At 62.3% G+C, this 19,817-nt stretch carries 20 protein-coding genes; 1 reads left to right on the top strand and 19 read right to left on the bottom strand.

Translation table 11 applies throughout. The features are described 5' to 3' along the window. From GTP46_RS24070 to GTP46_RS23980, 19 genes are all read right to left on the bottom strand, one after another. Nucleotides 1–546 (bottom strand): DUF3261 domain-containing protein, encoded by a 546-nt coding sequence (locus GTP46_RS24070; protein WP_161009163.1) that lies wholly within the window; start codon nt 544–546, stop codon nt 1–3. After that, on the bottom strand, nt 531–1,769 hold the full coding sequence (locus GTP46_RS24065) for an NAD(P)/FAD-dependent oxidoreductase (RefSeq protein WP_161009235.1): 1,239 nt from the start codon (nt 1,767–1,769) through the stop codon (nt 531–533). Before GTP46_RS24065 ends, GTP46_RS24070 begins: the two co-directional genes overlap by 16 nt. 4 nt (nt 1,770–1,773) lie before the next feature. Continuing rightward, complete coding sequence (locus tag GTP46_RS24060) at nt 1,774–4,125, bottom strand: MMPL family transporter (RefSeq protein WP_161009162.1); 2,352 nt, start codon at nt 4,123–4,125, stop codon at nt 1,774–1,776. Beyond that, a complete protein-coding gene (locus GTP46_RS24055) occupies nt 4,122–4,730 on the bottom strand; it encodes an outer membrane lipoprotein carrier protein LolA (RefSeq protein ID WP_161009161.1) in 609 nt (202 codons plus the stop codon). The genes GTP46_RS24060 and GTP46_RS24055 overlap by 4 nt, the downstream gene beginning before the upstream one ends. Further along, nucleotides 4,717–5,157 carry an acyl-CoA thioesterase gene (locus GTP46_RS24050; RefSeq protein WP_161009160.1) on the bottom strand — a complete coding sequence of 147 codons (441 nt, stop codon included), beginning with the start codon at nt 5,155–5,157 and terminating at the stop codon, nt 4,717–4,719. The genes GTP46_RS24055 and GTP46_RS24050 overlap by 14 nt, the downstream gene beginning before the upstream one ends. Further along, nucleotides 5,150–6,715 carry an HAL/PAL/TAL family ammonia-lyase gene (locus GTP46_RS24045; protein WP_161009159.1) on the bottom strand — a complete coding sequence of 522 codons (1,566 nt, stop codon included), beginning with the start codon at nt 6,713–6,715 and terminating at the stop codon, nt 5,150–5,152. The genes GTP46_RS24050 and GTP46_RS24045 overlap by 8 nt, the downstream gene beginning before the upstream one ends. Then, nucleotides 6,702–7,655, bottom strand: a complete 954-nt coding sequence (locus tag GTP46_RS24040) for a lysophospholipid acyltransferase family protein (protein ID WP_371869741.1) — start codon at nt 7,653–7,655, stop codon at nt 6,702–6,704. The genes GTP46_RS24045 and GTP46_RS24040 overlap by 14 nt, the downstream gene beginning before the upstream one ends. Next, nucleotides 7,640–8,383, bottom strand: a complete 744-nt coding sequence (locus GTP46_RS24035) for a glycosyltransferase family 2 protein (protein WP_161009158.1) — start codon at nt 8,381–8,383, stop codon at nt 7,640–7,642. Before GTP46_RS24035 ends, GTP46_RS24040 begins: the two co-directional genes overlap by 16 nt. Beyond that, the gene (locus GTP46_RS24030; protein WP_161009157.1) at nt 8,376–10,112 is read right to left on the bottom strand and encodes an ApeI family dehydratase; all 1,737 of its coding nucleotides are present in this window, start codon (nt 10,110–10,112) and stop codon (nt 8,376–8,378) included. Before GTP46_RS24030 ends, GTP46_RS24035 begins: the two co-directional genes overlap by 8 nt. Continuing rightward, nucleotides 10,105–10,650, bottom strand: coding sequence for a COG4648 family protein (locus GTP46_RS24025; protein ID WP_161009156.1), 546 nt, complete (start codon nt 10,648–10,650; stop codon nt 10,105–10,107). Before GTP46_RS24025 ends, GTP46_RS24030 begins: the two co-directional genes overlap by 8 nt. Before the next feature lie 5 nt (nt 10,651–10,655). Continuing rightward, nucleotides 10,656–10,907, bottom strand: a complete 252-nt coding sequence (locus GTP46_RS24020) for an acyl carrier protein (protein ID WP_161009155.1) — start codon at nt 10,905–10,907, stop codon at nt 10,656–10,658. 40 nt (nt 10,908–10,947) lie between these two features. Further along, nucleotides 10,948–11,202 carry a phosphopantetheine-binding protein gene (locus tag GTP46_RS24015; RefSeq protein ID WP_161009154.1) on the bottom strand — a complete coding sequence of 85 codons (255 nt, stop codon included), beginning with the start codon at nt 11,200–11,202 and terminating at the stop codon, nt 10,948–10,950. Beyond that, entirely contained in the window at nt 11,195–11,977 is a 783-nt protein-coding gene (locus tag GTP46_RS24010; RefSeq protein ID WP_161009153.1) for a lysophospholipid acyltransferase family protein, read from the bottom strand. Before GTP46_RS24010 ends, GTP46_RS24015 begins: the two co-directional genes overlap by 8 nt. Further along, complete coding sequence (locus GTP46_RS24005) at nt 11,970–12,644, bottom strand: beta-ketoacyl synthase chain length factor (protein WP_308495446.1); 675 nt, start codon at nt 12,642–12,644, stop codon at nt 11,970–11,972. Before GTP46_RS24005 ends, GTP46_RS24010 begins: the two co-directional genes overlap by 8 nt. 219 nt (nt 12,645–12,863) lie before the next feature. Then, nucleotides 12,864–13,934 (bottom strand): ABC transporter ATP-binding protein, encoded by a 1,071-nt coding sequence (locus GTP46_RS24000; RefSeq protein WP_161009151.1) that lies wholly within the window; start codon nt 13,932–13,934, stop codon nt 12,864–12,866. Between the two features lie 24 nt (nt 13,935–13,958). Beyond that, nucleotides 13,959–15,740, bottom strand: a complete 1,782-nt coding sequence (locus GTP46_RS23995) for an ABC transporter permease (protein ID WP_161009150.1) — start codon at nt 15,738–15,740, stop codon at nt 13,959–13,961. Nucleotides 15,741–15,752: 12 nt separating this feature from the next. Continuing rightward, on the bottom strand, nt 15,753–16,838 hold the full coding sequence (locus GTP46_RS23990) for an ABC transporter substrate-binding protein (protein WP_161009149.1): 1,086 nt from the start codon (nt 16,836–16,838) through the stop codon (nt 15,753–15,755). A 24-nt stretch (nt 16,839–16,862) separates the two neighbouring features. Beyond that, complete coding sequence (locus tag GTP46_RS23985; protein ID WP_161009148.1) at nt 16,863–17,834, bottom strand: Bug family tripartite tricarboxylate transporter substrate binding protein; 972 nt, start codon at nt 17,832–17,834, stop codon at nt 16,863–16,865. Then, a complete protein-coding gene (locus tag GTP46_RS23980) occupies nt 17,834–18,898 on the bottom strand; it encodes a porin (protein ID WP_161009147.1) in 1,065 nt (354 codons plus the stop codon). Before GTP46_RS23980 ends, GTP46_RS23985 begins: the two co-directional genes overlap by 1 nt. Before the next feature lie 194 nt (nt 18,899–19,092). Here GTP46_RS23980 and GTP46_RS23975 point away from each other — a divergent pair, with 194 nt between their 5' ends. Continuing rightward, nucleotides 19,093–19,812 (top strand): response regulator, encoded by a 720-nt coding sequence (locus GTP46_RS23975; RefSeq protein ID WP_161009146.1) that lies wholly within the window; start codon nt 19,093–19,095, stop codon nt 19,810–19,812. Nucleotides 19,813–19,817 lie beyond the last annotated feature (5 nt).

The raw sequence follows: 19,817 nt of genomic DNA, 5'->3' as shown, positions 1-19,817 counted from the left end.
TCATTCCGTCGCTGCAAACTGTATCGTCAGCTTATAGTGATATCGCAAGTTATCCAAGACCACCGTGCCACTCCAGCGTGGATCGCCGCTGTAGACTATGCGCATGATAGGCTCGCCGTCCAGTGACAAGGTGCGTACCTTGCCTTCTTCCGCCACGCGCCACGCCGGCGGCAGCGCTGCCGCCACTGCATCCGCAGGCCACAGCGTCAGCTGGATATCTTCCAGCACGTCCTCGGCGCGCACCTGCGACGGCAGCATCACATGCCGCCATGAGCTCAATTCCTTGCCGTCGTAATGCAGCGTCAGCACACGCTGGCCGAATGCCAGGCCCACCACGTCCACCGCATCCGGTTCCACTTGCAGGGCCACATCCAGATCGTCGGTACGTCCATCGCGCTCCACCTTCAGGTGCTGCTGCACGCTGATGGAAGTGCCCAATGCGGCCGGCGCCAGCTTCAATCCCAAACGGGCTTGCGACTGCGGCGGCGCACTGGCGCAAGCTGCCAGCAGCAGCGAGGCGGTCAACGCAATCAGGCGGGCGTACATAGCGCCTCCAGCGCCGCCAGACGGCGCGGCGTTTCCTTCACCAGCGGGTTGCTTTGATCCCACGCGTAGCCTGCAAGGATCGACGAGATCATGCGGCGCACGTCCGGCTGCTTATCTTCATGGAAGATGATGTTCTGGAAGCCGCCCGCGTACCACGACTCCACGAACGCGCGGAAGGTATCGACGCCGCGCCGCAACGGCACGCCGTAATCGGCCTGCCAATCCACCTGCTCGCCCTTGAACTGGCGCTCCAGCGCGGCCGCCGCCAAGCTGGCCGACTTGAAGGCGATGGTCACGCCCGAGGAAAACACCGGATCAAGGAACTCGCCCGCATTGCCCAGCAAAGCATAGCCCTCGCCCCACAGGCGTTCCACGTTGGCCGAGTAGCCGACGATCTGGCGCGCCGGCGTATCCCACTGCGCTTCGGACAGCAGTGCCTTCAACGAAGGCTCTTCCGCCACAATGGCTTGCAGACGCTCGGTCGGCGTGCCTTGATAGCGGTCCAGGAACGCCGTTTCCGCCACCACGCCCAGCGAGCAGCGGCCGGCGGCGAACGGAATGGTCCAGAACCACACATTGCAATGCTGCGGATGCACCGTCACCCGGATCTTGTTGCGGTCAAAGCCACCGCGTATGCCATCTTCGATGTGCGTGAAAATCGCACCGCGCACCGGGAAGTTGGACGGCGTCTCAAGCTTCAGCAAGCGTGGCAGGATGCGGCCAAAACCGCTGGCGTCGAGAATGAAACCGGCGTTGACTTGATAGATCACGCCATCCGGCGCCTTGACCGTCACCAGCGCACCGCCGCACTCGCCCTGTCCCAGCGCGATATCCAGCACCTCATGGCGATAACGGATCTCGGCGCCGAAACGCTCCGCTTCCTTTGCCAGCACGTGGTCAAAATCGGCGCGCTGCACCTGATAAGTGGTGCCCCAGCCAGCGGTATGCTTGTCGCGAAAATCGAAATCCGTGTAGCTGCCGTCGCGCATGAAGGCCGCGCCGTTCTTGAACTGGAAGCCCGCCTCCACCACCGCCTGCAACATGCCCGCCTGTTCGAGGTAGGCCATACTTTGCGGCAGCAGACTCTCGCCAATGGAAAAGCGCGGAAACTGCTCACGCTCGATCACCAGCACTTGGCGACCCTGCTGGCGCAGCAACGCAGCCGCCACCGAACCTGCAGGCCCAGCGCCGACGATCAGGATTTCTACGTTCTCGCTCTTCATTGCTTCACTCATGCGTGCTTTCTTCGATAGAACCAAAACAAGGGACCAGCAGCCAGGCCAGCGCGCACCCCAACAGCATCGTGCGGCCGAAGGCCTGCAAGGCTGGCGTCGAACTTAGGCCCAGTAAACCAAACGACAGCAGCGTGTTCGCCGCCGACATGCCAACCGCCAGCCATGGCGTCGGATCACGCCGCCCCGGATGCTCCTGCATGAAGATGCCGTAGTCGACACCCACGCCCAGCAGCAGCATCAAGGCCAACACATGGAACAGCTGCAAAGACTGGCCGGTGTAGCCGAGCAGCGCTAGCGTGATGATGCTGGCCAGCGCGGTCGGCGCCAGCACGCGCCAGGTGCGGCCGCGATAGCGCGCGAACAGCAGCGCAAACACCACCCCGTAAGCACCCAGCAGCACCCAGCTCATATCGTGGCGATAGCGGCCCAGCACCGAGGAAATCTCTGCCACCTTATCGACCCACTGCACGCCCTCCGTGCCGTTCGATGCCTGTTGCACCTGCAGCGCCGCTGCATTACTCATACCACGCAGCGCGACGATGCTGGCGTAAATGCCATGGCTTTCGCCCAACCACAAATGGCGCCACGGCTCGCTGGCCGGCGATTGCAGGAAAGCTTCCAACGACAGCGGCGCGGCGGCGGCCAGCAGGCCGGCACGGGTGGCCGCCACCCATTGCGCATCTTCGCCGGTTTGCGCGGCGATGGCCTGCAACGGGCCACCATCGGCCAGCAGCTTCGCTTCAATCAAGGCGCGGCGTGCGGCTTGCGTCCGCATCGACGGCACCCAGTTCGACATGGCCTGATAGCCGGTCAGCTGTTTCGAGGTGACGAAGTGATCGAGCTTCTGCTTCAATTGTTCTTCGCGTTGCAGCACCTGTTCCGCCGACGCGCCACGCACCAGGAAGTACTGCACCGGCGTTGGCGCGTCCAGCAGCTTGCTCAATTTAATCTGGTCGTTGATCAGGTGCTTGGGCGGATTTTGCAGCTGGCGGATATCGTCATTGACGCCAAGACGGCTGACGCCATACGCAGCCAGCAGCGCGAAGACCACCGCGCCCGCCAGCGTCGCGCGGTTCATGCGCAGCAAAGGCCAGCGCTGCAAGGCCGCGCCGTAATGACGCACCAAACCGCCGCTCTTCAGCGAACGGCTGTTGATCAACGCCGGGAACCAGCACACCACCGTCAGCCAGGCAAACACCAGCCCCAGTGCCGAGAACACGGCCATCTGGCGCAAGCCAGGGAATGGCGTCAGCGCCAAACCCATGTAGCCGATCACCGCCGCCAGCAGCGTCAGGCCGAGGCCCGGCAGCAGGCGTTTCAGCAACGCTGGGGAATCCAGCTGCTGGTCAACCGACAGGCGGTTGCACAGGAAGTAGATGCCATAGTCCTGGGCCACGCCGATCAAGCTGGCGCCGAACACCAGCGTCATGAGATGGATACGGCCGAACAGCAGCCAACACACCGACAGTGCGCCAAGGCTGCCGATACCGATCGACAGCAGGATCAGCGCGATCGGCTTCAAGGAACGGAAGGCAAACCACATCAGCAGCACGATGCCAAGCAGCGAGCCGATACCGATGGTCGAAACCTCGCCGCTGGCCTGCGCGCTGGCATTGGCAGCATGCAGGATCACGCCGGCGTGAATAAGCTCTACGCCCGGCGCTGCAGCGCGCGCCGCCGCTGTCGCCTGCTGCAGCAGTGGCAGCACGGTGTCCTGCGCCGTCATCGACAGCGCAGGCACCTTGAGCGTCAACGGCAGCAGCACATACTCGCGCTGCGCATCCGCCACAAACAAATGGCCGTCGCGAGGACGCACCGGTGTCTCCTGCGCTCGCTCCTGCACCCAGCCGGTGAACAGGTCGAAAGGATCTTCCTGCCACGAACCGAGTTTTGGGCCGCCGAACGGCGCATACAATTTAGCCAACGCGGTTTCAAGCCAAAATTGCGTCGGCTGCTCGCGCAGCTGCTGCTCCTGCTGCGCCGTCAACAGCGTCAGTCGATGCTGCTGGAATAGCGACAGCCATTCACTCTGCGTCTGCTCGCTGGCCGATGTCGTCTCCAGCAGATCCTTGCGGGTGGCCAGTACGCCACTATAGGCATCGGCGGCGCGTTGGGCGTCGGCCCATTCCGCCGCGCCGACCAGCACCACTACCCGCTGCTGCGCTGCATCCACCATGTGGCTGAACGACGCCTGCAACACTGGGTCGCGCTCCTGAACCGGTAGCAGCGCCATGATGTCGGTATCCGGCACGATGCGCTTGATCGCCCACAGATAGACGTTATGGCCCAGCAGCAGGCAGACCACCAGTGCCCACAACAGCGCGAGTTGTCTGGTGCGTGTCAAAACAGCGCTGCCTCTTCCTTGCTCATCGCACCCTCACCGGTTTTGATGTCGGAGAAGACGATGGTGGTACGGTCGCCGCTACCCTCGCTCATGACGATGGATTTGACGTAAGCGCCGCCATCCAGTTTGATGGTGCCGATGGCTTTTTCCAGCGCGGCCTGGCGCGGCTTCAGCGCCACGCTCCAGCTGTTGACGTCCACCGTGCCGTCGCCGTCAAACAGCGTATCGAGTTGTCCGAGGTCGCCGGACAGCAGCGAAAACAGCACGTTGTTAATCATGCGTACCGTCGGTTCGGTCTTGGCGTCGAGACGCATGGCCACGCGGTCACCCTGATAATTGACGATTTCGTCGCGCGTCAAACGCAGCGTGCTAGGGAAAGGCTTCAGCGTGCGCCACAACACGCCCTTGCCGGCGATGACGCAGAAGCGGCCTTCGGAAGCCAGCGGCTTTTTCATGCCGGCCAGTTGCTTGGTCTGGTCGAAGCGGCCGCACATCAGCGCCGGCTTGGCCAGCATGGCCTGGATTTTAGCCGCCGGAATAGCGGCCTGCGCGCAAGTGGCGCCGGCCAGCAAGGCAGCAGCGATAGCGTATTTAAACTTGTTCATCAGGCGAGATCCCCAGTTTTTCAAACAGCACCGGCGGCGACACGTAGCACATCTCCTTGGTGGCGATATCGACGGCCACCATGACCGTGCTGGCGCGGTTCAGGCGCTTGCCGGTTTCCGCATCGGTGATCAGGTAATCGATCTTCAGACGATTTTCCCACTCAACGATATCGGCGCGCAGCTTAAGTTTTTGGCCGAAGGTGGCCGAACCCACATACCGCAGCTGCATGTCGATTACCGGCCACGCATAGCCGGACTCCTTCATCTGCGGGTAGTTGTAGCCTATCTTATCGAGCAAGGCGCAGCGCACCACTTCCAGGTACTTGACGTAGCGCCCGTGCCAGACAATCTCCATCGGGTCCAGGTCGAAGAACTGGACCTGCATCTCGACTTCCGCAAACCAGCGGCTTTCTTTTTGCTTACGCATACAGCTCCCATGCCTGCGCACGGATACGCTCCAGCATCAGGCGCAGGTCCGGTTCCAGGCGGCGGTCTTCCACCACCGGCTGGATGTCGTTTTCCAGCGCCGCCTGCATCGCCGACAGTGCGGCCTGCGGTTGCAACTCAGAGCTAACTTGCTGACGCAGCCACACGCCTTGGCGCACGGTGATCAGCAAGGCTGCCACCACTTGTTCGGTCAGGTCCAACACGCGCAGGCAGTCACGCGCGGCGATGGTACCCATGCTGACTTTGTCCTGGTTGTGGCATTCGGTCGACCGCGAGAACACCGAAGCCGGCATGGTGCCCTTCAACGCTTCCGCCGTCCACGCCGAAGCGCTGATCTGCAAGGCTTTCAAGCCATGGTTGATCGGTGCGCGCTCGCCCTTGGCGCCGGACAGGTTGGCCGGCAGGCCGTGGTTGTAGCGGCTATCCACCAGCAGCGCCATCTGGCGATCCAGCAGGTCGGCCAGGTTGGCGACCGCGTTCTTCATGCCGTCCATGGCGAAAGCGATATGACCTCCGTAGAAATGACCACCGTGCAGCACACGCTCGTTATCGGCATCGATCAACGGATTGTCGTTGGCGCTATTCAGCTCATTCTCGATCATGGTGCGGAACAGCGGCATGGCGTCGGCCAGCACGCCGATCACGTGCGGCGCGCAGCGGATCGAGTAGCGGTCCTGCAGACGCTTGCCGTTGCGTTCCCACTGGTCGGTCGGTAGGTCGGTGCGCAGCCACGCGGCCACCTGCTGCATGCCCTCGTGCGGCTTGGCCGAGAACAGCACTTCGTCGAAGTGGTGCGCGTTACCGTCCATCGCAAACGATGCCATCGCGGTAATGCGGGTCGCCAGTTTGGTGAGGTATTCGGCGCGGCCGTAAGCCACGCAGGCCAGCGCCGTCATGACAGCAGTGCCGTTCATGATGGCCAGGCCCTCTTTCGGACGCAAACGCAGCGGCGTGATGCCAGCTTCCTGCAATGCTTGCGCCGCCGGCACTTGCACGCCGTTGCGCCATACTTCGCGCTCGCCGCACAGTACCGCCGCCAGATAGGACAGCGGCGTCAGGTCGCCGCTAGCGCCGACCGAGCCTTCCGATGGAATCAGTGGCAGCAGGCCAGCATCCAGCAGGCGGGTGATCTGCAGCAGCAGTTCCACGCTCACGCCCGAATAGCCTTTGCTCAGCGACGCCAGACGCGCAGCCAGGATGGCGCGGGTCTGCGGCGGCGTGAAATACTCACCCAAGCCGACGCCGTGGTAGGTGTACAGGTGGTGCGGCAGTTCCGGCACCAGCGCCAGCGGCACGTTCACAGTGCACGAGTCGCCATAGCCGGTGGTGACGCCGTAGATAGTGCCGTCCTCGCGCAGCAGGCGGTCGAGGAAATCGGCACCGCGCTGGATGGCGGCGCGGAACGTTGGATCGTCCGACAGCGCGGCGTTGGCGCGGCCTTGTGCGATATCGACGATGTCTTCGATCGTCAGACGGCTTTGGTCGAAGCGCACGGTGCGCGGCGTGTTATTGAGTTGAGCGATGTCAGCGAGGTGCATCGGATGGTTCCAGTTCAGGTAAATGCCAGAAATCGTAATAGTTAAACCACTGCAGCGGCGCGCGCAGTGTGTAGTGTTCGAGACGGCGCGCATAGTCCGCAGCCAATTCAGCCAGCGCGGCGTCGCGGCCTTGGCGCGGAACGCGAACTTCGTCGCGGAAGCGTTCAAAATGTACTTCCGACTTGTCGCCATTGCGGATCGAGAACAGCAGGAATACCGGGCAACGCAGCACGCTGGCCAGCACGTAGGGACCAACCGGGAACGCCGCCGGCGCGCCAAGAAATTCCGCCACCGCCACGCGCGGATTATGCGACACCGGCACTCGGTCACCGGCGATGACTACCAGCTCGCCACGCGCCACGCGCTCGGACAGCAGCATGGCGGTGGCCGGCGTCATCTCGGTCACCTGCATCAAATTCAGCTGGCTCTCCGGATTCAGGCGGCCCAGCATGTCGTTGAAGGCTTGCGCGTGTTTGGTATGCACCAACACCGTCAGTTTGAGGTCACTGCGCTGGCGCGACAGTACGCGGCACAGTTCCAGGTTGCCGAGGTGGGCGCAGATCAGCAAACCGCCCTTGCCCGCAGCCACTGCTTCAGTAATCAGTTCACCGCCATGCAGTTCCACCTGATCCAGTTTGAACAAGCCGCCCCACAGCAGCATTTTGTCGAGAATGCTCTCGCCGAATGCAGCAAAGTGGTGCAGCACACCCGGCAAGCGCGTGCCGCTGCGCGCCGACACACGTTGCAGGTAGTCGCGCGAGGCACGGCGCGGCAGCGGCTTGGTCGCTACATACCACGCCAGCACAGGATACAGCACCACACGGAACGGCCAGCGGCCGAACACCCGGCAGATCCAGAACAGCAGGCGCATGCCAGCCACGAAACTGATTTCGTTGATCGATGCCCAGTGCAAACCGCGTGCGCTCATCGGGTTTGCCATTTCCGCGCCAGCAGTTTGGGTATGCGCGGCAGCATGCCGAAGAACAGCACCGTGTGCATCCACGAGATCAGCACATTGTCGCGCAAGACGCGGAAGTGCGATACGCCGTCCGCCGGATACGACACGCGGGTGCCGAGGTTAATCACGCGCAGGCCGTCCCAGAACAGGCGCACAATGATGTCGGTATCAAAATTCATCCGTACGCCTATCGCATGGCGCGCCGCCAGTGCGTTGACCGGCGCTATCGGATAGACGCGGAAGCCGCACATGGAATCGCGGATTTCCAGCGACAGGGTATTGATCCAGACCCAGATATGGGTGGCGTAGCGACCGTACAAGCGGGCCTTCGGTACCGACTCGTCGTACACCGGATGGCCGCTGATGATGGCCTGCGGATGGGCTTCTGCCAACGCCAGGAACGCCGGCACGTCGCCGGTATCGTGCTGGCCGTCGGCGTCGATTTGCAGCACGTGCGTGTAACCATGCAGCGCGGCCTGGCGGAAGCCGGCCAGCACCGCCGCGCCCTTGCCTTGATTGTGCGGCAGGCGCACCAGCTCCACGCTCGCCGCATGCTCGCGCGCCAGTTCGTCCAGCACGGCGGCGCAGGCGGCAGAACTGCCGTCGTCCACCAGCATGCACGGCACGCCATGACGCAGCAAGCCGGCCAGCACTGCGCCGATGGCGTGTTCGTGGTTGTAGACCGGGACCACAACGACCGGCTTAAACATCGCCGTTCCCGAACAGAATACGGCCGCTGGCGTGCTGCCCGGCGTCCGACACGTAGCGGAATTGCAGGCTGCCTTTGACTGCGTCATGCGCCAGCTCCAGCTGCACCGGCACACCCGGCACCACTACTTGCTGGAACTTCAGCTGCTGCATGCCTTTGAATGCCGGCGGCAGCGCGAAGTACTGGCGGCCGTAGTGGATCGCCCAGTCGACTTGCACCACGCCCGGCAAAATCGGCGCGACGTCGAAGTGGCCGTCGAAGTACAGCAGGTTGGCGGGCGCGATAATTTCCAGTTCCACGCGGCACGGCTCTTGCGCCAGTTCGCGCATGTACGGGAACTGCGGGCGTTCATCGCCGAGCAGCGCGAGCAAGGCCTGCATGGTGGTCTTGCCTTGGGTGTTGACCGGCATCTGGTCCAGATAACGCCAGCGGCGTGGCAGCGCGACGGCTTCCACCACCGTCGCCAGCACTGCGCGCAGGCGGTTGTTCAGCGCCGCTTTGCCTTCGCCGTCCAGCACTGCGCGGCCTTGTGCGCTCGGCACGACAAAGGCGGCCAAGCGCTGGCGCATGCCGCCATCCGGTTCGCACAGCAGCATGCGCGCTTCAGCGGCGAGGCCGGAGGCGATCAACGCAGCTTCCACGCCGTCCAGCGAGATGCGTTTCTCTTCAATCTTGACTATGCGATCGCGCCGGCCTTGCAGCAGGAAGCGCTGTTCGCCGGTGCGCTCGACACGTTCGGCGCGGTCGGCCAGCGCCAGCCAATCGTCGTCCGGCAGGTGCGGCGAGCGCACTTCCAGCGTGCTGTCTTCTTCGTTCAATCGCCATTGCACCGTGGGGAACGGCGTCCATGCATTGTCGTCAATGGATGCACGCTGGCGCCATGCGACGCCGCCGGTCTCCGAACTGCCATACACTTCCACCGGCACGGTGCCTAGCAAGGCACCCGCAGCCAGCGCCGCATCCGGCGCCAGCGGACCGCCGGACGAAAACACCGCGCGCAGCATACCAGCGGCGCCGCGCCAGTCCAGATGATCCGGCAAGCGCTTCAAGTGCGCGGGGCTGGCCACTAGCACGCAAGGTGCTGCGCCCAGCGCCGGCGCCAGTTCTTCAGGATAGATCACGCTCTGGGCGTGGATGCCTCGGCAAGTGGTCAAAGGCCACAGCACCTTGAACAGCAGGCCGTAAATGTGCTGGTGCGACACCGTGGCCCACACCGAGGCGTCGCCGGCGCGTGCGCCGAACAACACGTCCAGCGTTTCCACCTCGCTCGCCATCTGCGACAGTTTTTTTGGAATCGCTTGCGCTGCGCCGGTGCTGCCGGACGTGAACACCACAAGAGCAGGCAAGTCGCCACGGAGACTCCGCGCCAAGGCCGCAGCCGGCGAAGGCTCCGCAGCCGGCTGCAGCGGTGCGCAGTAGGCCGGAAACTCGCCGAGGAAACCATCTACCGATGGCAGCAACAACTGGCACGTTGCAGGCAGGGTATCGGCACTAAGCCACACGGTTTTCCTTGCATGCCAAGCGCCCAGCAGCGCCGCACCAAACTCGATGCTGTCATCGAGATAAAGCGCAAAATTGCGGCCAGCTTGCGCGGCAAGCAAACCATGCCACGCATGCACGCGCTTCAAAAACGCCGCATTGGACACCGGCTCTGCGCCGCGCCAGCCGACCACACCGTCGGCAGGACGGGCCGCCATCGCGGCATATAAATTCTCGATACGGTCAGACATGATGCAAACGTTTAAATCGCAGACGCACCAGGTACTCCGCACCAAACAAAATGCCCATCAGGGCGTACGACACCACGCCGGTGTACAGCGACCACACGGCCTCCGACGCCCACAACGCGGTGCCGAAAGCAATCGCGCCATTCAGCACGAAGAAGCCGCACCACACCTGCGTCACCTTGCGCATATAGGCTTGCGCCACCGGCGGAAAATCCTGTCCGCCCATACGCGCCATGCGCTCGACGGCGGACATAGGCGTGGTCAGGCTGTAGCCGAAACCGGCCAACAGCGCCATGTTCACCAACACCGGATACAGTTTTAACGGCAGCAGCAGATTGCTCCAGATGGCGCAGCCGACCAGCACCAGCGCGCCGGCCACCGACCAGCGTGCAACGCCGCTCAGCTTCAGCGCAGGCAGGCGCGTGGCCGCAGCCAGCAGCAGCAAGCCGGCCAGCCAGCGCGGCTCCACCTGTCCGTGGCCGAACCAGATTGCTAATGGATACAGCAGCGTCACCGCCACCGTCAAGACAGTCATCGGCATCGTGCTTACGCCACCTGCTCCGTCATGCCGGCCAAGGCGTCGACCACGTCGCCGATGGTGCGGATATTCTTGAACACTTCCGGCGCCAGACGCTTGCCGGTCATTTGTTTCAGCTTGACCGCCAGGTCGACCGCATCGATGCTGTCGATATCCAGGTCCGCGTACAGGTTGGACTCCGCAGTCAGGCCGGACTTATCAAGTTCAAACATCTCCGCCAGCAGGTCCGTCACCCAGCTTTGCAGCTGGTCTCTATTCATTGAGTTCAAATCGATCATCTCTACATCCCTTCTTTATTACTTACTTTTTTCTATGGCTTTCAATCATGGCCGCCAGTGCCTGCACCGAGGCGAAATGGCGGCGCGTATCTTCCGAGTCTGCCGACAACGAGATACCGTACTTCTTCTGCAGGGCCACGCCCAGCTCCAGCGCATCGATAGAATCCAGCCCCAGTCCTTCAACGAACAACGGTGCTGCGCTATCGATATCTTCTGGCGTGATGTCCTCCAGTTGCAGGACATCGATAATCAAATTCTTCACTTCCAGTTCAAGCATGGCTTTGACACTTCCCGGTAAAATAATTTTGTAAAAACTCTGTCAGCTGGCGCGCCGCCAGCACTTCGCTGACGCCGTTGCCGGTAAATTCCGCGACGGCCAGGTCGTCCTGCACTGCGATCTGTATCAGCACCCGGCGCGGCGGCACGCGCCACCATTTATCGCCTTTGCCCAGCGTCGCAGGTTCGCAGCGTATCAGCACCGGCGTCATATCGCGCGCACCGCGCACTGCGATATTGGCCGCGCCGCGCTTCATGCTAATCAGGCCATTGACCGGAGTACGCGTCCCTTCCGGGAACACGATCAGGTTATTGCCATGCTCCAGGCTTGCAATGCAGTCGTCCACCAGGCCTGCGCCGCTGTCGTTGCGGATGTAGCCGGCGGCGCGCACCGGTCCGCGCGTGAACGGGTTATTCCACAACGCGCTCTTGACGATGCAATCGGCATTTTTCACAAACGCCATCAGGAACACCGTATCAATCAGCGTCGGATGGTTGGCCAGTATCAGCAGGCCGCCGCGCTCCAGTTTCTCTAGTCCGCGGACGTCATACCGCAGCACGCCCAGCATGCGCATCAACTCCACATACGCGCGGAAGGCACGGCGTATCACCGTGCGCGCCGCCCGCACGCGCCGGTGCGGCGTCCAGACAAAGACATTCAGCAGCGGGAACACCAGCACCCGCAACAGCACGCCGCCGACGCCAAACACCACGAAACTCAGACCCGTTGCAAACACCCGCCAGCACAGCGACAGGCGCGCCATCACATCACGCATCGCGGCTCCAGCGCCAGCGCAGGCGCCCATCGCAACGCTCCAGGCCCGGCGCTTCGCCCAACAAGAAAGCGGCAATCTGCAAGCCGCCCGGCATGCCGGCAGCCGGCGCTTCATCGCTGGCGCTCCAGCTCAACGACAGTGCCTCGTCCTGCGGCGCCGTCAGCAGCCACGCCCAGGCGTAGGGCTGCTCCTCGCAATCTTCAAATGGCGTGAACAACTCCGGCAACGGGCAATCGCACGCCACCAGCAGCACCGATTGCGCGCCATCGGCCAGCAAACCGCAAGCTTCAATCACCGCATGTTCGATAGTCGCCGCGCCGGATGCCAGCGCAATGTGATTCGCGCGGTCGCTGCGGGCAATCGAAAACAGGCCGGGAATCGCGTTATGCACCGCCATGCCGAAGGCAGTCGGCGACAGCGCTTCAGCGCGCGCCAGGTCGGTCAGCAACTCCAGCGCGCGCGCCACATCGCCATGGCGCGAACAAAACACGGTAGGAATGTCGCTGCGGCCGTCCAGGCACTGATACGCCACTTCCAGCGCCATCTTGCCAAGAAAACCGGCACGGCGGCGCAACATGGCCGGCATCGCCTTTGCACCCGGCTCCTCGCCCGGCACGATAGCTTGCGGTGCTTGTGCCCACGCGGCCCATGCTTCAGGTGTGCTCAATCCAGGCGCCCAATGGGCATGCCGGGCGATAGAAAAACGAAGGCCTTGATTGCGCATGTGTTGATATTTTGTTCAGAATAGGCCAGTCAGCGTACTTTTCAAATTATAAACTATCAGTCAACAGGGTGCGACAAAATACATTGATACGCGGCAACTATTAAAAAAGGCGGCCCGCATCGCTGCGGAACCGCCTTATCAAAAACAGCAGGAGCAAGGTTTTTAGAACACCCAGAGTTTCTCCACCGGCAGCTGGAGCCAATAACGGCTGCCCGGCTCCAGCCGGTAGCGCGAGTAGGCTCGCAGATTAATGTCGCCGCTATCGCTCTTGAACAGGCACTCGAAGCGGTCGCCGAGGTACATGCAGGTCAGCAGCGGCAGTTCGATGGCGTTATCCACTTGCGTGGTGCTGATCTTCACTTCTTCTACCCGGATGATGGTGCTGCCCTCGGCTGCTGCGCCGCGCGCGGTCGCTTGCAGGCGCGTGCCGTTGACGTCGAGCTGCACCTGCTGGCCGTCACGCTGGACCACGCGCGCCGGCAGCTTGTTGTTACTGCCCATGAACTCCGCCGTGAACAAGGTGTCCGGCGTTTCGTACATGCTTTGCGGCGTACCTTGCTGCTCGATCTTGCCGTTATTGAGCAGCAGGATGCGGTCCGAAATCGCCATCGCCTCGGCTTGGTCGTGGGTGACCATCAGCGCCGACAGGCCCAGTCGCACAATCAGCTCACGCAGGAAGGCGCGTGCTTCCTCGCGCAGTTTGGCGTCGAGGTTGGACAGCGGTTCGTCCAGCAAAATCACCGGCGGGTTGTAGACCAGCGCGCGCGCAATCGCTACACGTTGTTGCTGGCCGCCGGATAGCTGGTGCGGAAAGCGTTCACCCAAGTGGCCCAGCCCAAGGTTCTTCAATACGTCATTGACCTTGTCCTTGATTTCAGCCGCGCCCATTTTGCGCAGCTTGAGGCCATACGCCACGTTGTCGAACACCGTCTTGTGCGGCCACAGTGCGTAGGACTGGAATACCAGCCCGAGGTTGCGCTGCTCGGCCGGCATTTCGAAATTCTTCGCGCCGTCGAACACATTGCGGTCGCCGATGTTAATGGTGCCGGCCTTCGGGCTTTCCAGCCCGGCCACAGCGCGCAGCAGCGTGGTCTTGCCGCTGCCCGATGGTCCCAGCAGCGCCACCACTTCGCCTTTTTGCAGGTGCATCGACACACCTTTCAGGATCGGATTGGCGCTGGCGCCGCTGCCGTAGTCCAGGTGCAGATCGTTGACGGTCAGTTCGTTAGTCATGATGTCTCGTTTCATAATGTTCTCTTAGTTGTGCAGCTTGATGCCGAAGCGCAGCGCGATCCCAAGGCCGACTGCCACCAGCGCGATATTGATCAGCGAAAGCGCCGCCACCAGGTCGGTGGAGCCGGTCGCCCACAGCGACACCAGCAACGCGCCGATTACCTCGGTGCCCGGTGACAGCAAGTACACGCCGGTCGAATATTCGCGTTCAAAAATCAGGAACACCATCAGCCACGCGCCCAGCAAGCCGTATTTGATCAGCGGGACCGTGACATCACGCGTCACCCGGCCGCGTGTTGCGCCAACCGCACGCGCCGCCTCTTCCAGCTCCGGGCCCACTTGCAGCAGCGCGGTCGAAATCAAACGCATGCCGTAAGCCAGCCACACCACCGAATACGCCAGCCACAGGGCGAAGATGGTCGAGCGCAGGGAACGCAGCATCGGAATCGCATGCTCGCTCAGCCACAGGGCAGCGCCGTTATCCATGCCCTTCAAAGCGCCATCCAGCCAGCTAGGCACAAACAGGAACACCCACAGGAAGGACAGGCCGGCCAGCAGACCAGGTACAGCGCGCGGCACCAGTACGCTGTAGTCGAGGAAGCGGGTAATCATGTCCGGCTTGCGGTGCATGGCCAGCGCGATGCCGCAGTAGCAGATCACCGCACAGCCGCCGCCGATTACGCCGATCAGCACCGTGTTGAAGATGCCGCGCACCAGCGCTGGTTGTTCGAGGATTTCGCGGAAGTGCTGCAAGGTCAGTACGTCGGCCAGGTTCACGCCCTCCCCCCAGTACTGCACGAAAGAGCGCAACACGATGCCGGACATCGGCATGATGATGGTGAACATCAGCCAGCCGAAGATCAGCGCAAACGCCAGCCACTTCCAGCGGCCCAGCGGCATGGCTTTAGAACGCGCGCCCTTGCCCTTGATCGATACGAATTTGTTGGAGGATTTAAGCAGCCAGCGCTGCACCATCACCAGCGGCATGGTCACCATCACCAGGCAGACAGCAACAGCGGCCATCAGGTGATACGACGGCGTACCGAGTTTGTTGGTCAGTTTGTACAGGTAGGTCGCCAGCACCATATGGCCTTCCGGATCGCCCAGCACCAGCACCAGGCCGAAGACTTCAAAGCCGAGGAAGAACACCAGCACACCGGCATAGGCCAGCGCCGGCGTAATCATCGGCAGCGAGACGTTGAACATCACCTGCAGCGGCGAAGCACCGGTGACGCGCGCAGCTTCCTCCACGTCCGAACCAAGACTCTTCAGCGCCGACGACGCATACAGGTACACGTGCGGCACGTGGGTCAGGCCCGCAATCACTACGATGCTGGTGAACGAATAGATATTCCACGGGATGAAGCCGAGAATGTTCTTCGCCCACAGCGAGTAGAAGCCCACCGGCCCCATGGCCACCACGTAGCCGAAGCCCATCACCATCGGCGACACGAAGATCGGCACCAGCAGCAGCGGCGCGATAAAGCCCTTGCCCGGCAAGTCGGTGCGGATCATCAGGAAGGCCAGCATGCCGCCCAGCGGCACGGCGATCAGCGCCAAACCGCTGGCCAGCCAGAAGGCGTTCTTGAAGGCCACCGCAAAATCGGGATCTTCAAAGATGAAGCGATAGGCATCCAGGCCCAGCTCCTTGGCCGGCATGAAGAACGGCGCATTCAAAAAGCTTTGATAAAAAATCAGGAACAGCGGCAGGAAGATGGCGCAGGAAGCCAGCGCCACGACCACACCGCGCGGCCAATTGATGCTGGCCAAGCGGCTCGGCCGGCTGGAGTGAGCGAGTGTTTGCATAATAAGTGCCTCTTACTTTTTACCTGCGGTTTCTTTCCACTGCTTGAGGAAGGCCATGCGCTTGGCTGGTCCCAGGAATTGCAGCAGAATCGGGTGCACCGGCACTGGCTTGATTTTGTCGGCACCGATTTGCTTGATTAGCTCCGCCGACGTGGTTTCGCCGGTAACGTCGGCGCGGATCGCAAACAGCTTGGAGTCGTTGGCGATGATGGTCTGGCCGCGATGCGACAGCATGTAGTCCAGCCACAGCTTGGCGGCGTTGACGTTTTTGGCTGCCTTGTTGATGAAGAACACGCGCGACATCACCAGCGTGTAATCCTTCGGCAGCACCACGCCGATCGACGGATCGGTCTTGGCGCGTACCAGCGCGTAGGAACCCAGCACGTTGTAGCCGATCAGATTTTCGCCCGACGAGATACGCTCCATCATGGTGCCGGTGGACGATTGCACGCGCACCTTGGCCACGCCGAAGGCGTTCTCCAGATCCAGGAATTTCGGATTTTCACGCGCATCCTGCGTCATGAACATGAAGCCAACGCCGGATTTCTCGATATCGTAGGTGGTGACTTTGTCTTTAAACTTAGGCTGCTGGATCAGCGCCGCAAAATCAGCGTGGGTTTGCGGTACTTCCTTGGCGTCGACCAGGCGCTTGTTGTAGACGATGGCGGCTGGCTCGAAAGTGGTGCCGTAAGCCTTGTCGTCCCACACCGCCCAGCCGGGGATCTTGGACGCTTCCACCGATTTGTATTGCAGCGCGTAGCCGTCCGAGGCCAGGCGCATTTGCAGGTCCATAGCGGACGACCACATGGCGTCGGCGGTATTGCCGCCGGCTGCCACTTCGGAGATGAAGCGGTTATACACTTCGGTGGAATTCATGTCGTTGTATTCCACCGTAATGCCAGGGTACAGCGCACTGAAATCTTTGATCAGCGGCTGGGTGGCCTTGCTGTCGGTGGCGCCGTAGATCACCAGCTTGCCCTCTTTTTTAGCGGCGTCGATGATCTTCTGGTAGTCGGCCGGATAGCCCGCCGGAACCTGTGCCAGTGCGGAACCGGCGAAAAGCGCGCATGCGGCGGCCACAGTCTGTTTCAACATCATCGTAATCTCCAGTTTTTTGAGTGTTTAGCGCACCAGGCCTAGTTCGGCGGCACGCTTGCCGTAGTCGTCCACGGCTTTCTTGACATAGACCGCCAGCGCATCGCCGGTCAGCCCAAAGGGATACAAGCCCGAAGTGGCGCGCATCTGCGCAAACTGCGGACTGGCCAGCACCCGGTCGAAGTGCGCGACCCAGCGCCGGTAGTCTTGATCAGGCACATTGGGCCCCATCCACACGCCGCGAATGATGGGCCACACCACATCGAAGCCCTGCTCGCGCGCAGTCGGCACGTTAGCTAGCACGCCGGGTAAGCGCTGCTCGGACAGCACTGCCAGCACGCGGGTGTTGCCACTCGCCGCGTACAGCGTCGCCTCGCTGGCGTCGCCCGAGACCACGTGCACGAAGTTGGCGTGCATCGCGGTGAAGGCTTCGCCGCCGCCTTCCAGCGCCACGAAACGCAGCGCTTTTGGATCGAGACCGGCGCTCTTCGACAGCAGCGCCATCTTCAGCCAATCCTGGCTGCCGATGGTGCCGGACACGCCGATCAGCACCTTCTCCGGATTGGCTTTCAGTGCCGCGACCAGGTCGCGCAGCGTTTTGTACGGCGAGTCGGCACGCACGGCGATCATGCCGTAGTCCGCGCCCAGCGCCGCCACCCAGCGCACATCAGATGATTTCACCTTGCCGAACTTGCCCTGCGCGAGATTCAGCAGCGAGCCGCCGGAAAACGCTACCAGCGTATTCGGCTCGGTGCGGCGGCGCGACACCAGCGAGTGCCACGCCACTGCACCGATCCCGCCCGGCAGATACGTGATGTGCATATCGGACGGCGGCGCATTCGGCGTGTCTTGCAGACCCGCCAAACCTTTTTGCGCCAGCTTGCAGGTCAGGTCCATCGCGCCACCCGGTTTGGACGGCACGATGCATTCCAGTCCCGCCGCCTGGGCCGCCGCGCCGAAACACAACGCGCAGATAAGGAGCAGCAAGGTTTTCATCATCAGTAGCGGTGCTGCATGCCGATGGTCAGGCCATGCTGGTTGGTGCCATAGCCGGCGTCGTCGCGCGACAGGCCGGTGAGCTGGCCGTTCTTGGCTTTGGCGTAGGCTGCGGTCACGTGCAGGTCGGTGCGCTTGGACAGCGCGTAGCGATAGCGCGCCACATACATGGTCGGGTCGGCGTCCTTGCCGGCAGCAACGTTCTTCACGTTGACGTGGTAGACCGCGCCGGTCAGCGTGGTTGCGCCGCCGGTTTTGTACGCAAGGCCGGCCCACGTGGTAGTTGCGTCGACATCAGCGGTGAGCGCTTTGCCCGCAACCAGTTTGTAGTCACGCACCACGGCCCACATCTTGAACGGACCGGTTTCATACATGCCGCCGACGTGCCATACGGTGTTCTTGTCACGGTTGCCGGTGGCGACCACGGTGTTGCCGTTATTGCGTTCCCAGGTTGCCATCAGGTTGACGTCACCCAGTTTGTAGACCGTGCTGAAACCCGTCTTGGCGCTGTCTTGCGCACCGGTGGTTTGTTCACCGGCCGCATAGTTGGCGCCGACCTTCCAGTCGCCAAAGCTGCCTGCGTATTTGATGATGTTGTCGTACTGGGTGGTGAAACCGTATTTGCTTGGGCCGGTGGCCGGGCCGGAAGTGGCCCACGAATAGAACGGCGCAAAGCCCATCGGATCGAACGCGATGACGGTGTCGTACACGGTGGTGAACGAGCGGCCCACCACCACGCGGCCATATGCGCCTTCCAGGCCGACGTTGGCCTGGCGCTTGAACAGCGCGCCGTCTTGTGCGCCGGTGTCCATCAGGATGCCGCCTTCTAGATTGAAGACGGCTTTCAGGCCGCCGCCCAGGTCTTCACTGCCGCGCAGGCCCCAGCGCGAAGTGTTCATGCCGCCGGAGATCACGCGGGTCATGCTGCCGCCGGTTGGGCTCTGGTTGTTGGCGGTCTCCATGCCAACGTCCAGCAGGCCGTAAACCTGCACGTTGGATTGGGCCTGTACGCTACCGGCGGCCGCGAACAATGCCATGACCGCGAGGGCCAAGGAGGATTTCTTCATGAATTGTCTCCAGATATAGTTTTATGTGTGCCTGATTTCTCAATCAGTGCTGCCACTATAGGAGCGTCAATCTTTCAATTGCCTTTCAATGTCTCCTGCTGACCACAAGCGCGGCGGGGACTTCCCTTTTCTGCGCGCCAGGGCCATGATGCTGGCCTTACCCTGCACTTATTTGAACGAACTGGCAAGTCCTCATGCGCATACTGTTAGTAGAAGACCACACTGAATTGCAGCATTGGCTGGCCAAAGCCCTGCGCGACGCCAACCTCGCGGTGGAATGCGCCGACAACGGCGCAGATGCGGACGCCCTGCTGCACACCCAGGATTACGCGCTGGTGATCCTCGATCTCACCCTGCCGCGCATGGATGGACTGGATGTGCTCAAGCGCCTGCGCGCACGCGGCGGCCCGCGCGGCAAAACGCCAGTGCTGATTTTAACCGCGCGCGGCGGATTGGAGGACCGTGTGCAGGGGCTGAATCTCGGCGCGGACGATTACCTGGCCAAGCCGTTCGAACTGGCGGAACTGGAGGCGCGCGTGAAAGCGCTGCTGCGCCGCAGCGGCGGCAGCACGGTGGTACACAACTGCGGCGCGCTGAGTTTCGATACCGTGACGCGTATGTTCAGCTACGCCGGCAATGCAATGGCGCTGACGCCGCGCGAGCATGCGGTGCTGGAGACGCTGATCACACGTACCGGCCGCGCGGTCTCGAAGGAAAAGCTGTTCGATGAAGTGTTCTCGCTGGGCGATGACGCCGGCATCGATGCGATAGACCTGTACATCCACCGCGTCCGCAAAAAGCTCGACATTCCCGGCCCCGACGCCGCCGTCATCACCACCCTGCGCGGCATCGGCTACCTGCTACAGCCTCGCTCCGCAGTCGGCGCCCCAGCCACGCCGGGCGGCGCGGCTTAACTGGC

Origin of the sequence: Duganella flavida, from assembly GCF_009857445.1 — a bacterium.
Classification (GTDB): domain Bacteria; phylum Pseudomonadota; class Gammaproteobacteria; order Burkholderiales; family Burkholderiaceae_D; genus Rugamonas; species Rugamonas flavida.
This window is presented reverse-complemented; position numbering and strand designations above follow the sequence as displayed.